Annotated in this window: 17 protein-coding genes; 2 read left to right on the forward strand and 15 right to left on the reverse strand. The window is 47.3% G+C overall.

Annotated features, from left to right (window positions below; all coding sequences use genetic code 11):
• Positions 1 to 359: 359 nt before the first annotated feature.
• Entirely contained in the window at positions 360 to 530 is a 171-nt protein-coding gene (locus tag AC0QUU_RS00440) for a DUF362 domain-containing protein (protein ID WP_009244075.1), read from the forward strand.
• A 133-nt stretch (positions 531 to 663) separates the two neighbouring features.
• On the opposite strand, the gene AC0QUU_RS00445 is transcribed toward AC0QUU_RS00440, so the two are convergent.
• Both AC0QUU_RS00445 and AC0QUU_RS00450 read right to left on the reverse strand, forming a co-directional pair.
• A complete protein-coding gene (locus tag AC0QUU_RS00445; protein ID WP_474543854.1) occupies positions 664 to 828 on the reverse strand; it encodes a hypothetical protein in 165 nt (54 codons plus the stop codon).
• 101 nt (positions 829 to 929) lie between these two features.
• Entirely contained in the window at positions 930 to 1,094 is a 165-nt protein-coding gene (locus tag AC0QUU_RS00450; protein ID WP_474543854.1) for a hypothetical protein, read from the reverse strand.
• Positions 1,095 to 1,253: 159 nt separating this feature from the next.
• On the opposite strand from AC0QUU_RS00450, the gene AC0QUU_RS00455 reads away from it, so the two are divergent.
• Positions 1,254 to 1,874 carry a helix-turn-helix domain-containing protein gene (locus AC0QUU_RS00455; protein WP_474543856.1) on the forward strand — a complete coding sequence of 207 codons (621 nt, stop codon included), beginning with the start codon at positions 1,254 to 1,256 and terminating at the stop codon, positions 1,872 to 1,874.
• Positions 1,875 to 1,944: 70 nt separating this feature from the next.
• On the opposite strand, the gene dnaB is transcribed toward AC0QUU_RS00455, so the two are convergent.
• The 13 genes from dnaB to AC0QUU_RS00520 form a co-directional block, all read right to left on the reverse strand.
• Positions 1,945 to 3,279, reverse strand: coding sequence for a replicative DNA helicase (gene dnaB / locus AC0QUU_RS00460; protein WP_474545492.1), 1,335 nt, complete (start codon positions 3,277 to 3,279; stop codon positions 1,945 to 1,947).
• A gap of 20 nt (positions 3,280 to 3,299) precedes the next feature.
• On the reverse strand, positions 3,300 to 3,749 hold the full coding sequence (gene rplI, locus AC0QUU_RS00465; protein ID WP_474543858.1) for a 50S ribosomal protein L9: 450 nt from the start codon (positions 3,747 to 3,749) through the stop codon (positions 3,300 to 3,302).
• A gap of 1 nt (position 3,750) precedes the next feature.
• Positions 3,751 to 5,802, reverse strand: coding sequence for a DHH family phosphoesterase (locus tag AC0QUU_RS00470; protein ID WP_474543859.1), 2,052 nt, complete (start codon positions 5,800 to 5,802; stop codon positions 3,751 to 3,753).
• A gap of 436 nt (positions 5,803 to 6,238) precedes the next feature.
• On the reverse strand, positions 6,239 to 8,821 hold the full coding sequence (locus tag AC0QUU_RS00475) for an FAD-dependent oxidoreductase (RefSeq protein WP_474543861.1): 2,583 nt from the start codon (positions 8,819 to 8,821) through the stop codon (positions 6,239 to 6,241).
• 6 nt (positions 8,822 to 8,827) lie between these two features.
• Positions 8,828 to 9,235: a DUF134 domain-containing protein gene (locus AC0QUU_RS00480; protein WP_474543863.1), complete on the reverse strand. Its 408-nt coding sequence runs from the start codon at positions 9,233 to 9,235 to the stop codon at positions 8,828 to 8,830.
• A gap of 175 nt (positions 9,236 to 9,410) precedes the next feature.
• The gene (gene rpsR / locus AC0QUU_RS00485; RefSeq protein ID WP_022074687.1) at positions 9,411 to 9,677 is read right to left on the reverse strand and encodes a 30S ribosomal protein S18; all 267 of its coding nucleotides are present in this window, start codon (positions 9,675 to 9,677) and stop codon (positions 9,411 to 9,413) included.
• Positions 9,678 to 9,772: 95 nt separating this feature from the next.
• A complete protein-coding gene (locus AC0QUU_RS00490) occupies positions 9,773 to 10,216 on the reverse strand; it encodes a single-stranded DNA-binding protein (protein ID WP_474543866.1) in 444 nt (147 codons plus the stop codon).
• A 16-nt stretch (positions 10,217 to 10,232) separates the two neighbouring features.
• A complete protein-coding gene (gene rpsF, locus AC0QUU_RS00495; RefSeq protein ID WP_474543868.1) occupies positions 10,233 to 10,520 on the reverse strand; it encodes a 30S ribosomal protein S6 in 288 nt (95 codons plus the stop codon).
• A 127-nt stretch (positions 10,521 to 10,647) separates the two neighbouring features.
• Positions 10,648 to 10,836, reverse strand: a complete 189-nt coding sequence (locus AC0QUU_RS00500) for a DUF951 domain-containing protein (RefSeq protein ID WP_474543870.1) — start codon at positions 10,834 to 10,836, stop codon at positions 10,648 to 10,650.
• A gap of 70 nt (positions 10,837 to 10,906) precedes the next feature.
• Positions 10,907 to 11,908 (reverse strand): class B sortase, encoded by a 1,002-nt coding sequence (srtB, locus tag AC0QUU_RS00505; RefSeq protein ID WP_474543872.1) that lies wholly within the window; start codon positions 11,906 to 11,908, stop codon positions 10,907 to 10,909.
• Positions 11,905 to 12,135, reverse strand: a complete 231-nt coding sequence (locus AC0QUU_RS00510) for a hypothetical protein (protein ID WP_474543874.1) — start codon at positions 12,133 to 12,135, stop codon at positions 11,905 to 11,907. Before AC0QUU_RS00510 ends, srtB begins: the two co-directional genes overlap by 4 nt.
• Positions 12,135 to 12,770, reverse strand: coding sequence for a lactate utilization protein (locus tag AC0QUU_RS00515; RefSeq protein WP_474543876.1), 636 nt, complete (start codon positions 12,768 to 12,770; stop codon positions 12,135 to 12,137). The genes AC0QUU_RS00510 and AC0QUU_RS00515 overlap by 1 nt, the downstream gene beginning before the upstream one ends.
• A gap of 165 nt (positions 12,771 to 12,935) precedes the next feature.
• Positions 12,936 to 13,610, reverse strand: coding sequence for a metallophosphoesterase (locus AC0QUU_RS00520; RefSeq protein WP_474543878.1), 675 nt, complete (start codon positions 13,608 to 13,610; stop codon positions 12,936 to 12,938).
• Between the last annotated feature and the right edge of the window lie 31 nt (positions 13,611 to 13,641).

Genomic DNA, 13,641 nt, shown 5'->3' on the forward strand with positions numbered 1-13,641 from the left:
TCATATTCTTTTCTATCTGTCATTATGAGATGTTCTGCTGCCTGCTCCGCATCCATCATTCAGAGCAGATGCCGTCTTCCCTCTGATATAATACACCAAACACAAAAAAAAGAAAGTGATTTTTTCTTAAAAATTCCTTGAATTTGGCGAAGAAACGGAAGCGCCGGAAAATTGTCGTCCCGGGCGTCCCCGGCATGGCGGCGCGGCCCCTTCTACGATTATGAACCGCGGCCTTTAAAAGCAGGTACTTAATTTTGAACATGAAAATACCTTGTATATTTATTTCTGTTGTATTAAAATGAGTATAACGAAAAGCGGATGTTCCGCTTTCGAATCTTTTAAAAAAGGAGGATCATACAATGGCACATGTTATTAGTGATGAATGCGTAAGCTGTGGTTCCTGCGAAGGCGAATGTCCGGTAGGCGCTATCTCTGAAGGCGATGGCAAATACGAGATTGACGCTGATGCGTGCGTAGACTGCGGAGCATGCGAGGCTGCATGTCCTACAGGAGCGATTTCAGCGGAGTAATAATAGAAGAACGCGAGTGATCACAAGCAAGGCCGTCCGAATCATCGGGCGGCTTTTTCTATACATATTTATCCTTCCTCTTCGCTGGGGTTCCACACATGCCAGTTCGAGGCCTCCGCTCTGCTTCGGCCTCTCACTGATGGCGTCCGCCATATACAAACGCACAGAGATGCTCCGGAAAATATGCTAGCACATTTTCTTCTTCTCTTCCGCTTCGCTGGGGTTCCACACATGCCAGTTCGAGGCCTCCGCTCTGCTTCGGCCTCTCACTGATGGCGTCCGCCATATACAAACGCACAGAGATGCTCCGGAAAATATGCTAGCACATTTTCTTCTTCTCTTCCGCTTCGCTGGGGTTCCACACATGCCAGTTCGGGGCCTCCGCTCTGCTTCGGCCTCTCACTGATGGCGTCCGCCATATACAAACGCACAGAGATGCTCCGGAAAATATGCTAGCACATTTTCTTCTTCTCTTCCGCTTCGCTGGGGTTCCACACATGCCAGTTCGAGGCCTCCGCTCTGCTTCGGCCTCTCACTGATGGCATCCGCCATATACAAACGCACAGAGATGCTCCGGAAAATATGCTAGCACATTTTCCGGAGCATCTCTGCACGTTTGTGCATGTGTGGATTTGTAACAATTTGACGAACGATTGGGTGGGGTGGAGGGGGGTGAGGTATGGTATAATGTGAACAGGTTGAGACAAGGAGGTATAAATATTAATGGGTGAAGTCAGATTTATGATTTCTGAGGCGGCCAAACAGGTTGAAGTGGAAACCCATGTCTTAAGATACTGGGAAGAAGAGCTTGGTCTGACTATCGGACGCACGGAAATGGGTCACCGATATTATACCAAAGATGACATTCAGCTTTTCTGCTGCATTAAGAAACTGAAAGACGAAGGCCTGCTTCTTAAGGATTTAAAGCCTTTGATTCCGGAGCTGAAAGCGACCCGGCTTAAGATGAAGGAATCAAAAGAAGCAGAGGCGCCGGAAGCCGCTAAAGCTCCGACAGAAGTCCAAAATAAAATAGCAAAAGAAACGCTGCCTGCCCGGGAGTCTGAAGTAGTAATACCGATCCGGCAGCTTGATCAGGTTCGTTCTTTACTTGGAGAGGTGCTTACAGAAGTCGTCACAGAGAATAATGAAGTTCTTAAAAAGGACATCAGCAGTGCGGTAACCGCTGATGTTATGCAGGAAATGGACAGGCTGATACAGTCAAAAGAACGCCAGCAGGAGGAACACTTCCGCAAACTTGACTGTCTTATCCGACAGCAGCAGGCAACCCGGAAGGAGACTGTAAAAATCAATCCGATTCTCAAACTGAAAAAAATCTTTACATAAAAACACGGCGCCTTTCGAAAGGGGACAGTCCCCTTTTGAAAAGTACCGTGTCTGCCGGACGATCTCTTCTTTACTGCCGGAGTTCGTTTCCAAACCGGGTGTACTGCGGCATCCACGCAAGACGGACGGTTCCGATGGGGCCGTTTCTCTGTTTTGCTATAATGATCTCCGCAATATTTTTGTCTTCTGTATCCGGATTATAATAATCATCTCGGTAAATAAACATACATACATCGGCATCCTGCTCGATTGCTCCCGACTCACGCAAATCCGAAAGCATGGGCCGTTTATCGGTCCGCTGCTCTACGGCACGGCTGAGCTGTGAAAGTGCGATTACAGGAACGTTCAGCTCTCTGGCCAGACCTTTCAGGGATCGGGAAATCTCGGAAATTTCCTGCTGGCGGCTTTCATTTTTTCTTCCTCCGCCGGCGCTCATCAGCTGAAGATAGTCAATGATAATCAGATCCAGGCCCAGCTCCAGCTTGTATTTTCTGCACTTGGAACGCATCTCTGAAATCGAGATTCCCGAAGTATCGTCAATAATCATCCGGGAATTTCCAATGGTGCCTGCCCCTTCAATCAGTTTTTCCCAGTCCGTATCTGTCAGCGTACCTGTTCGCAGAACCTGTGCATCTACATGGGATTCCAGAGAAAACAGACGGTTTACCAGCTGTTCCTTTGACATTTCCAGACTGAAAATTGCCACCGCAAGATTCTGCCGGAAAGCCACATGCTGGGCAATATTCAGGACAAACGCGGTCTTTCCCATAGAAGGGCGGGCCGCAATCAGAATCAGATCTGATCTCTGCAGTCCGGAAAGTTTATAGTCCAGATCAATGAAACCGGTCGGAATGCCGGTTACAGTTCCTTTAGTTTTCGACGCCTTTTCGATCACATCCAGCGCATTCAGAACAACCTGTTTTATAGGTGTATATTCCTGTGAATTCCCGTGTTCTACCAGTTCAAATACTTTCTTTTCTGTTTCATCCAGTATTTCCTCGAGTGGTTTGTTTTCAAGATAACAGACATTAGCCGTTTCTTCGTTAATCTTAATCAGTCTGCGAAGCGTTGCCTTATCACGCACAATTTCTGCATAATACTTTACATTGGCTGATGTCTGCGTTCCCACCAGAAGATCTCTGGCAAACTCCATACTGCTGACTTCCGGCGGCACGTCTTTCTCTTTCAGATGTTCCTGAAGCGTAATCAGGTCGATAGGTTTTCCTTTATGAAAGAGTTCAACCATAGCGTCAAACAGAATTCCGTATGCGGTCTGATAGAAATCCTCGCCGGAAATAATTTCGGAGGCTACCATGACAGCCTCCTTATTCATCAGCATGGCCCCCAGCACAGCCTGCTCTGCTTCTGCGCTGTGGGGCGGTATTCTTTTCATTGCAGCTTCCATATCCATAAAGACTGATCTCCCTATGCTTCTTCCTTTACAATCACTTTCAGTTCAGCCGTCACTTCCGGGTGAAGCTTAACCGGAACATTATGGGTTCCCAGTGACTTGATCGTCTCTTTCAGCTGAATCTTCTTCTTATCTACATCAAGTCCCATCTGCTCTTTTACAGCTGCCGCAATCTCTTTACTTGACACAGAGCCGAATACTTTTCCGCCCTCGCCTACCTTAATGGCCAGTTCAACTTTCCCCTGTCCTATTTTTTCAGCAAGAGTTTTTGCTGAATCCAGCTGCTCCTGAGCCACCTTTTTCTCATTATTTTTCTGGAGCTTCAGATCATTCAGATTCTTTCCGGTTGCTTCCACTCCCATCTTTTTCGGGAGGATGAAGTTTCTTGCGTATCCATCATTAACGTTCACAATCTCTCCCTTTTTTCCGAGAGATTTCACATCCTGCAGCAAAATTACTTTCATTTTATATATCTCCTTCCTCAATCATCTGGTCTATTGTCTGTTTCAGGGTCTGAATCGCCTCGTCCATATTTGTGTGGTCAAACTGTGCTCCCGCGGAATTAATATGTCCTCCGCCGCCCAGCTTCTCTGCTATAATCTGCACATTAACCTCATCTATGGAACGTGCGCTCATATAAATTTTCCCTTCATATATCGTAAGCACAAAAGATGCCTTTATACCGCTGATATCCAGCAGCTCATTGGCCGCCTGCGCCGCGAGTACCGTCGGGCTTTCAATATCACCGGGGCACTGGGCAATCGCATACTGACTCCGGTAAACTTCAGCCATTCTTACCGCCTCGGCTTTCGCGCGATAGGATTCTATATCATCCCGGAACATTTTGCGCACGCGGGTAATATCTGCTCCGCATCGTCTCAGATATGCGGCCGCCTCAAAGGTTCTCACGCCGGTCCGGTTCATAAAGTTTCTTGTATCAATCATAATTCCCGCATACAGGCAGTCAGCCTCAACCGATGGGAATTTGATGTCATCCACAATATACTGCAGTACTTCCGCCACCATTTCACAGGTAGATGAAGAGTAAGGTTCCACATAGGAAAGGACTGCGTTTTCAATAATATTGCTCCCCTGCCGGTGATGATCAAGCACTGCAATCATGCGGGACCGTTTCAGAAGTTCCGGGCACTCTGTCATCTGCGGTTTATTCGTGTCTACCACAATCACCATGGTATTGTCGTTGACATAGTCAAGGGCCTGATCAGATGTAAGGAAAATATCATCTTCATAGGCCGGGCTCTCTGCAATTTCATCATACAGAGGACGAATTGATCCCGACACTTCATTAATTACAATGTGTGCCTTCTTCTCCAGACTTACCGCTGCCCGGTAGATTCCCATACATGCTCCGAAAGAATCCGGATCCGCGATCTTGTGTCCCATTACGATAACCTGATCCTTTGTCACAATAAATTCTCTCAGCGCTTCTGCTTTTACCCTGGCCTTCACACGGGTATTCTTTGATGTCTGTTCCTTTTTGCCGCCAAAGTAAGTAATCCCATTGCAATCTTTGATTACCGCCTGGTCCCCTCCTCTGGCAAGCGCAAGATCGATAGCCACCCGGGCATACTGATAGCTCAGCGCATATGTGGCCGTATTCAGTCCGAGACCGATACTCAGTGTTGCCGAACGGGCATTTCCGATATTTACCTGTTTTACTTCCTCAAGAATGGAGAACTTATCTTCTTTAATTTTCTTATAGCTTTCTTTCCGTATAACAACAAAATATTTGTCCTTCTCCATTTTCTTGACAATACCGTCCACATCGCCGATATATTTATTGATCTTCCGGTCAATGAGAGCTACCAGAAGAGACTGACGCACTTCCTCTACACTCTCCATGACCTCGTCATAATTGTCGATATAAATCAGTCCGGCAATCATGCGCTGTTCTTCATTCTCGCGGATATATGCGTTCAGCTCCGTAACGTCCTTCATATAAACCGCAATAAAGAACTCCTTCTCCTCCGGAATCTGCAGAAGTTCTTCCTTCTCACTGAATCCCTCCACCGACACCCGGCGAAGTTCCACCTGATAGTCTCTGTCCCGGAAACTCACTTCCAGCTCTACGTGCTCCACATCATTTTTCGGAAACACGCCGGGATGAAGCTCCGGAATAATTCTGTTCAGGTATTTCTCTCTTTTCTGCCCTTCTATCAAAGTCTCAAAGCAGTCGTTTTCCCATAAAATATGTCCGTCTTCCAACGTAATCGCATAGGGGATAGCCAGCTCCTTTAACAACAAATTCTCAATTCCCTTATACTGTGCCGAAAACTGGACAAGATCAGCAAAAATCAGAGAACGGTTATAAAAGTACAGCGCACTTGCAATAGCAAAATAGACGAGAACAAAAAGTGACATTATAAATCCGGCTTTCTTATCAACCGCATATGTCCAGATGTTCATAGCCACAAGAAGAATCGTCATAATAAGCGGCCACTGCATGTACATCCTGAGCTGTCCTTTTAATCGCATTCTCTCTCTCTTTTTCTTCATAAGCCATTCCCTCACCGCATATTTGAGTCCGGCACGCATGCGCCGCCCAAAATCCGTGCTGCAGATGTATTTCGTTACAATAGTGTTATTATATCATCTTTTTCCCTTTTATTCCACTACAAAAAATCGAGCCGGAAAATGGCCGATCCATTCGACTCACGTATTCACAAATATGCGGAGGGATATCAGTAAAACTTAACACCCCGGATACAGGCGTCAGAATTTTCAATGGAACTGTGCGAACGTAACGCAAGTTTCCATTGAAAATTCCGTCTTTAGCCTGTATCCGGGGTGTTAAGTTTTATTTATTATTCTGCGGAACGGAGTTCAGAACTTCCTCATCCGGTCTCCGTATACGATCTGCTTTGCTCTGTATCCGGATGTTTTCGGATGTATCTCCAATCACAGTTCCCGATAAATTCCAAAGCGGACCGGATCAGCAGGTCGCCCCGCCTTTCAGGTGTTTCTGTGCCTTGATATTCTCTTCTTTTCTTACCAGCAGATCATCTGACAGAAGCTGTTCCTGAACATTTTCAAAGCCGATTCTTGCGACGGTATCCGCGAAACGCTCGCCTGTAATTCCCTGTTCACGGAAGAGAAGGATTGCTTTTTCCACAACAGAAAGGACCTCGTCTTTATCCGTAAAGACTTTATCCAGATATCTTCCCTGAGCTACTTTCTTACCCCAGCGTCCGCCGATATAGATCCGGTAACCGTTAGTGTAATCCTCGATTGCGTGGAACGGACATTTACCTACGCATCTTCCGCAGTGGTTGCATGCATTTTCATCAATGGTAATTTTGCTTTCTGTCAGTTTTGCCACTTTAATCGGACAATTATTTTCAATCTGGCACACCTTGCATCCGCGGCATTTTTCCAGATCAATCTGAGGCACTCGCTGACCGATAATGCCCAGATCGTTCAGATCCGGTTTTACACAGTTGTTCGGGCAGCCGCCCACTGCAATCTTGAATTTGTGAGGAAGTTTCACTTCCCGGTAACCGTGATAGAACCGCTCGTGGATCTCTTCTGACAGAGCAAAGGTATCAATCAGTCCGTACTGACATGTGGTTCCTTTACAGGATACAACCGGACGCACCTTGGAACCGGTACCGCCTGTTTCGAGGCCTGCCTGCATCAGATATTCTCTCAGGGGCTCAATATTATCAAACGGTACGCCCTGAATCTCCATTGTCAGACGGGAAGTCATGGTTACTTCTCCGCTTCCGTACTTTTCCGCTGCCTCTGCGATTACTCTCGCCTCATCTGCCGTAATCTTTCCGTTTCTTGTGATAACACGGCCGTTGAATTTATCCGGAGTTCTCTTATCTTTCAGGAAGCCCAGAGCCTTCACACGTGTCTCTTCTTCCTTTGAGACCGCCGCCTCTGCGTTTTTTACCTTTACATCATTGAAGAATGTTGCGCCTTCCAGAACAACAGTATTCTTATACCCGTAATAACGCATCCTGTTCTGAAGGAAGTACGCTCTCTTCCCTTTGGCGCATACAAGCAGAAGCTTTTCGTCTTTGCCTAATCCTTCGATCTCGCCGTTTACCTGTGCCAGATTTACATAGAACGCTCCCCGGACAGCCGGTTCCGGCTGCACATCCACCACGCGATATCCCTCGGCTTTTCCTGCCGCATACTCTGCCGGAGTCATGCTGACAATTGTTCCGTCAATCTTATTCATAAGCACGTAAACTGCCTGCACAAAGGGATGGATCGCTGTGGAAAACGGCGGCGCATATGCAAAGTCAGCGTTCTCAAAATCATCCAGTTTTGCTCCCATGTTGATGCCCATAACGGCGATATCCACCATCTTGTCTACTTCACCCGGGCCGAATACCTGAACGCCCAGCAGTTTTCTTGTCGTCCGGTCTGCAATCAGTTTTGTAATGAAAAATGACGCATCCGGATAATAGTGAGCCTTATCGTCTGTCGGCACAAGAGCCGTAATCACATCATAGCCGGCCTCTTTTGCCTGTTCTTCTGTAAGTCCGGTGCGTCCGATATTTAATCCCGGCAGCTTAACCACGCCGGTTCCAAGTACGCCCGGATATGTTTTCTGTGCGCCGGCAAGCACCTGCGCCAGGGTACGTCCTTCCATATTCGCTGAAGATCCCATTGGAGACCACTGACGTTTTCCTGTTATACGGTTTGTTACCATTACACAGTCACCCGCCGCATAGATATCATCAAGATTTGTTTTCATCTGTCCGTCTACGAGAATCGTTCCCTTGAACATCTCAATACCTGTATCCTGAAGGAAACCGGTATTCGGGCGGATTCCTGCCGCCATAATAATCATTTCACAGGACAGAACACCTGCCGATGTCTTTACTCCCGTCACCCTGTCTGTTCCCAGCACCGCTTCCGCGCTGGTTCCGGTAATTACACGGATCCCCTGGTTTAAAAGATGTTTTTTTGCATATGCGGCCATCTCCGGGTCAAGGATATTCGGAAGAATCTGGGAAGCAAAATCAATCACTGTTACATTGATCCCTTTTGCCTGCAGATTCTCCGCAGCCTCAAGTCCGATAAAGCCCGCGCCGATTACAACTGCTTTCTTCACATTATTTTCTTCTGCATATACACGAATTCCTTCTGCATCATCCGGAGTTCTCATTTTGAATACACCCGGAAGGTCCCTGCCTTCAACAGGCAGCTCCGCCGGCGAAGCGCCGACTGCAATTACCAGTTTGTCAAAAGAACAGACTTCTGTACTTCCGGTCTGTACGTCTTTAAGTGTAATTTCCTTTTTATCTGCATTCAGCGCTACGGCTTCTTTCCCCGTGCGCACTTCCACGCCTGTAAGGCCGGAATATTTCTGAGGTGTATTTACAATCAGTTCGTCTCTGCTCTCAATCAGACCGCCTACGTAATAGGGCAGGCCGCATCCTGCATATGAAATATCCTGATCCTTTGTGATTACAGTCACCTCAATACTTCTGTCTTCTCTCTTTAATTTTGCCGCAGTTTTGGTTCCGGCCGCGACACCGCCAATGATGAGTACTTTCATTTTCACTTACCTCGCTTTGTTTTCTCTTTTATCCGATGCTGTAATCGGCACTTCCCGGAATCCTCTGATCAGATCTTTATTTTTATGACAGCAGTTTTCCTCGCCCGCGCACTCCGGCCGCATCTGCGGACAGACATAGACATCACCGCCGCCGACGGTAAGCGTCCTGCCATTAACAAGCATATCTGCCATTTTTCGGCGGCCTTCATCATAGATCCGCGTCACAGTCGGGCGGGAGATTCCCATCCTGTAAGCGCACTGCTCCTGGGTCATCTGCATATAATCCAGCAGACGGATCACTTCGTACTCGTCATATGTAAGGTTGACACTGCCGGACGCCTCACATCCCAGCGGCGAAAACCCTGTAACCTGCGGAATTGAACAGATACATCTCTGCTTCTGCGGTCTGGCCACGATCCTCTCCTCCTTCCGTTCATACAGCTCTGCTATCAGTATATATCATTATAAACATATGTCAATAACATATCAATAATATGCACAAATTTCCAGAGGATACTTCCGGCAGTAATTTGACAAAAAAAGACTGACCTCCCGGTTTTACCCGTGAAATCAGTCTCTGTATTTCTGATTAGTCCTGTACGTACGGCATCAGGGAAATATGTCTTGCTCTCTTAATTGCAACTGTAAGAGCTCTCTGATGTTTTGCACAGTTTCCTGTGATTCTTCTCGGAAGAATTTTTCCTCTCTCAGAAACATATTTCTTTAACTTTGCTACGTCCTTGTAATCAATCTCGTTATTCTCTTTACCACAGAATACGCACACTTTTTTTCTTCTGCGCGCCGGGCCTCTTCTCTTGAAGCCGCCTTCTGGTTTGCTTCCTTTTTCGTAAGCCATGATGGTTCTCCTTTCTCAGCACCGAAATGCTTATCCTGGCATCACACTGTGTTCACACCGCATCTGTATGCCCGCGCTCACTCAGTGCTGCCGGTCTAATTAAACGGCAACTCTTCTTCAACGCCATCCGGAATATTCATAAAACCATCGCCTGCCGGAGCACTCGGTGCCGGCGTCGGCGCCGACTGATGATAGGATGCCCTGTTGGCCTCACTCTCAGCTCTGCTCTCCGCAAACTCCTGCTCTTCCACGATCACCTCTGTTGTATATACTCTCACGCCGTCTTTGTTCGTGTAGCTTCCGGTCTGAATACGCCCGGATATGGAAACCCTCATTCCCTGACGGAAATACTTCTCCGCGAACTCCGCGGAACGTCCGAACACAACACACGGAATAAAATCTGCGCTAGGCTCTCCGTCCCTTTTAAATCTGCGGTCAACAGCCACTGTATATCTGGCAACTGCCGTCGCGTTTTCTCCCTGGGAATATCTCACTTCAGGATCTCTTGTCAACCGTCCTACTAAAATTGCCTTATTCATATATACCTCTTTCCGCTTATGCTTCCTGTTTCACGCATAAATATCTGAGTACGTTGTCCATGATGCGGATACGCTGCTCCACATTACCCGGAACTGTACTGTCAGCCTCGAAGTGGACGAAGTAATAAAATCCTTCTTTCATCTTCTGGATCTCGTAAGCGAATCTTCTCTTGCCCCACTCATCCACGTCTGTCACGTTGCCGCCGAAACGTGTGATCAGAGCTTTCACTTTCTCGATTACGTCTGCTCTTGCTTCGTCTTCGAGTTTTGCGCTTACAACAACAGCTAATTCATACTTGTTCATGCTTCTGCACCTCCTTATGGTCTCCGGCTCCCGGCTTCATTCCGGGAACAAGGATATTTGATTACTTATAGGAATAAATCCAAAAGTATGTCACGGTTAACTATCATACCATAAGAAAGTTGGTGTTTCAAGCTTTTTTCGTGATTTGCTTTGTATTTTTTTCCACCAGCCTGCGGGGAACCATGATCTGATGCGAGCACCCCATACATTTCAGGCGGAAATCCGCTCCCACCCGGAGAACTTCCCACTCATGGCTTCCGCAGGGGTGGGGTTTCTTCATTCTGATAACATCTCCCACTGCAAACCTGTCTGCCATTATTCTTCTCCTTTCATCCGGAACCCGGCAATGCATCACCTGCGTTTCACACAGCGATACAATATGCCTGCTAATCAATCTGCGTCAGCACGCCGTGCACAAGAAATCTTTCGTTTTCTGTAACACTGGTACAAGTAGAAAGGCTGACAATCTGGGAATCTGTATTCACCTCTACGCCGAAATCATACAGCGATGACTCAAGACACAGATCAAGATATTCCTGATATTCCTCGTCAGACGCATACTCGATTTTATAATTGTCTGACCGCGCATCTACAACGCCTGCCGAGAAGATTGTATATGTACGAACTTCTCCGGAAGGTGTATAGATATAAAAGTACGGATACTTTTTCCCATACTCTTCATCTCTGTAATTCTTAAGCTGGGAAAACATCTGCTCGCCCACTCTCATATTATGTCCGTATATAAATGTATTCCTGTCCGAAAAATCAGAACTGTTCCGGTAATCCACAAAAATAGCCCCCAGCTTATTATCATTTTCCGTAAACGTCTTTGTCAGATAATCCTCGTTATCTGCGCTCTTTACAACCGGATAATTGATAACTGCCGGCTCGTCAAAACGGATCCATCCGATCGTGTCCGGATTTTCTTTCATAAGCACATCAAAGTCTACGCTGAATCCGCCTCCGTCGGCATCTGATGTAACCGCCAGATCGCGGATCTCGTCATACTCTTTGCTTCCGGTATAATAAGGCACAAGCATGATTACAAGCTGATACAGTGAGAAAACAAACACACAGACCGCCGCGATAAGTACCACAGTTGATACTGCGTCAAATGCCGTTCTCTTTTTCTTGCTCTTTTTTCCGCCCGGACGCCTGGACTCCGTCCCCGGAGTGCCTTTGCTTTTATGCCCGCCGTTCTTCTGGGATGTGCTTCTTCGGATCCCGTCATCCGGAACAGACTTTCTCTGAATCCCGTCATCCCGGGTTATTCCTCTCTGTGCCGCATTTCTCCGGATTCCGTCATCCCGGGATGTACTTCTCCGGATTCCATCTTCCTGATACGATGCTCTTGAAGTGCCCTCTCTCCGGATATTATTTTTTTTCAAATCAGAGGAACCTGTCCCCGGACGCCTTCTCCCCTGCCCGGAAACCGGATGTCCTGACTGTGTCCTGCGTATTTCCTGCTCCCCCCGGCCTCGTACCGGCCTGTCTTTAGCTTCTCTGTCCATCTTACTTTTCTCCTAACCATCTCTAGTCTGCATTTTTTCAGATCTTCCTGTGTTACCGGCATCTTTTTTCCGGCCGCCGGTCCGTTCACCGGCCATAAAGCCATCAGTATCCCAGATTCTCATCTACAAGAATAATCTTGAACCGCTTCGGAATACGGCTGAATCTTGTCACCAGAATCTGGCAGCAGATGCAGTCCGGACTTTTACAGTCAAAGCAGCTTCCGTTTTTCACACAGGGAGTGTTAATTCCAAAACGCTGTGTATTAATCGGCGCCGCCTCGTTTCTGGCTCTGTGCATGGCATCTTCCTCCGTCTTGACCACTTTGTTCATTCCCACAATCAGCAGGACATTTTTCGGTCCGAAAGCATATGCAGCTACCCGGTTTGCATTTCCGTCAATATTGACAAACACCCCGTCCTCGCTCATGGCATTGACACTGCCCAGATACCAGTCGCTGGTAAACGCCTTAAGAGCAATCTCCTGTTTTTCTTCCGGAGTGGATGCTTTGTCTCTGTCATAAAACACATAATTTCCGGAACGTACCGCCTCAGTAAGTCCGGAATCCCTTACAGAAGCCGAACCGCCCATATTTATCGTGCTGCCTTCCGGAATCAGCTCCAGAGCTTTACGAACCGCCTCTTCCTTTGTCTTTACGTACCAGGCATCCATATTTCTTGATTTCAGTGCTTCTGCCACACGTCTTCCGAGCGCTTCGTTTCTCATTTCTCTTACATTCATTTTCCCATCTTCTTTCTATAAAAACAAATCTGTCAAATCTCCCGGCTGCCGACCGCAGTCTGCTCTGTCAGCGGATAATCCCCTGGCATTAAGATTCTGCGGCAATTTCCCGTCTGATAAAAAAAGCATACCACATTCCGGGCGCTTCGGCAAGAATTCCGGAGCTTACTCCGCTGCCGCCGAGACGTAAAATTCTTCTCCGGTTTCCAGGCAAAAGCAGCCCAGCCGTCCCCCGTATTCCGGAAACGCCGCACCGCAGTCTACATCCAGGAGTCTTCCGTCCGGGCTGCGCCAGATCTCTGCAGGCTCTTTCGAATAGCCCCTGAGAATAAACGTAGGGACATGTCCTACAATAGAAATATAGCCCGGAAGGCTCCGCCTGCTGCCGGTCACCCCGCTTTCCCACAGAAACGTATCCTTTTTCTTCCATATTTCAAAAATGCCTTCTGTAGACGCATGTGCCATAACATAGCACGTATCTTTACTTTTCACCTTTTTATAAAGAGGGAGCTTTTTCATCCACCGTACATACTCCGGAATTTTCTCTCTTGCAGAATCGCTGCTCATCAGGATTTCATATGTATTATAAAAATATCCTTCCGACTTGTCTTCTGTATATTCATACCATTCCGCAAACATATCTTCGTGGTTTCCTCGCAGCGCCACGATATTTTTCCGGGATGCTACAAGCTCAATCACCCCGGCAGGATCCGGTCCTCTGTCGATCATGTCGCCCAGAATGTATAACATGTCCGCCGGAGAAAACGCGATCTTCCGGAGCATTTTCTCCAGCAATTCTGCCATGCCATGTATATCCGACATTACATACGTATGCCCCATAACATCACCTGTTTTCTGAGACGCATCCTAT

The organism is Mediterraneibacter sp. HA8405 (assembly GCF_056148955.1).

What these genes read in the sequence shown, in the direction of transcription:
- AC0QUU_RS00440 (WP_009244075.1), top strand. Translation starts at nt 360, where the DNA reads ATGGCACATGTTATTAGTGATGAATGCGTAAGCTGTGGTTCCTGCGAA.
- AC0QUU_RS00455 (WP_474543856.1), top strand. Translation starts at nt 1,254, where the DNA reads ATGGGTGAAGTCAGATTTATGATTTCTGAGGCGGCCAAACAGGTTGAA.
- dnaB (WP_474545492.1), bottom strand. Translation starts at nt 3,279, where the DNA reads ATGGAAGCTGCAATGAAAAGAATACCGCCCCACAGCGCAGAAGCAGAG.
- rplI (WP_474543858.1), bottom strand. Translation starts at nt 3,749, where the DNA reads ATGAAAGTAATTTTGCTGCAGGATGTGAAATCTCTCGGAAAAAAGGGA.
- AC0QUU_RS00470 (WP_474543859.1), bottom strand. Translation starts at nt 5,802, where the DNA reads ATGAAGAAAAAGAGAGAGAGAATGCGATTAAAAGGACAGCTCAGGATG.
- AC0QUU_RS00475 (WP_474543861.1), bottom strand. Translation starts at nt 8,821, where the DNA reads ATGAAAGTACTCATCATTGGCGGTGTCGCGGCCGGAACCAAAACTGCG.
- rpsR (WP_022074687.1), bottom strand. Translation starts at nt 9,677, where the DNA reads ATGGCTTACGAAAAAGGAAGCAAACCAGAAGGCGGCTTCAAGAGAAGA.
- AC0QUU_RS00490 (WP_474543866.1), bottom strand. Translation starts at nt 10,216, where the DNA reads ATGAATAAGGCAATTTTAGTAGGACGGTTGACAAGAGATCCTGAAGTG.
- rpsF (WP_474543868.1), bottom strand. Translation starts at nt 10,520, where the DNA reads ATGAACAAGTATGAATTAGCTGTTGTTGTAAGCGCAAAACTCGAAGAC.
- AC0QUU_RS00500 (WP_474543870.1), bottom strand. Translation starts at nt 10,836, where the DNA reads ATGGCAGACAGGTTTGCAGTGGGAGATGTTATCAGAATGAAGAAACCC.
- AC0QUU_RS00510 (WP_474543874.1), bottom strand. Translation starts at nt 12,135, where the DNA reads ATGGCTTTATGGCCGGTGAACGGACCGGCGGCCGGAAAAAAGATGCCG.
- AC0QUU_RS00515 (WP_474543876.1), bottom strand. Translation starts at nt 12,770, where the DNA reads ATGAATGTAAGAGAAATGAGAAACGAAGCGCTCGGAAGACGTGTGGCA.
- AC0QUU_RS00520 (WP_474543878.1), bottom strand. Translation starts at nt 13,610, where the DNA reads ATGGGGCATACGTATGTAATGTCGGATATACATGGCATGGCAGAATTG.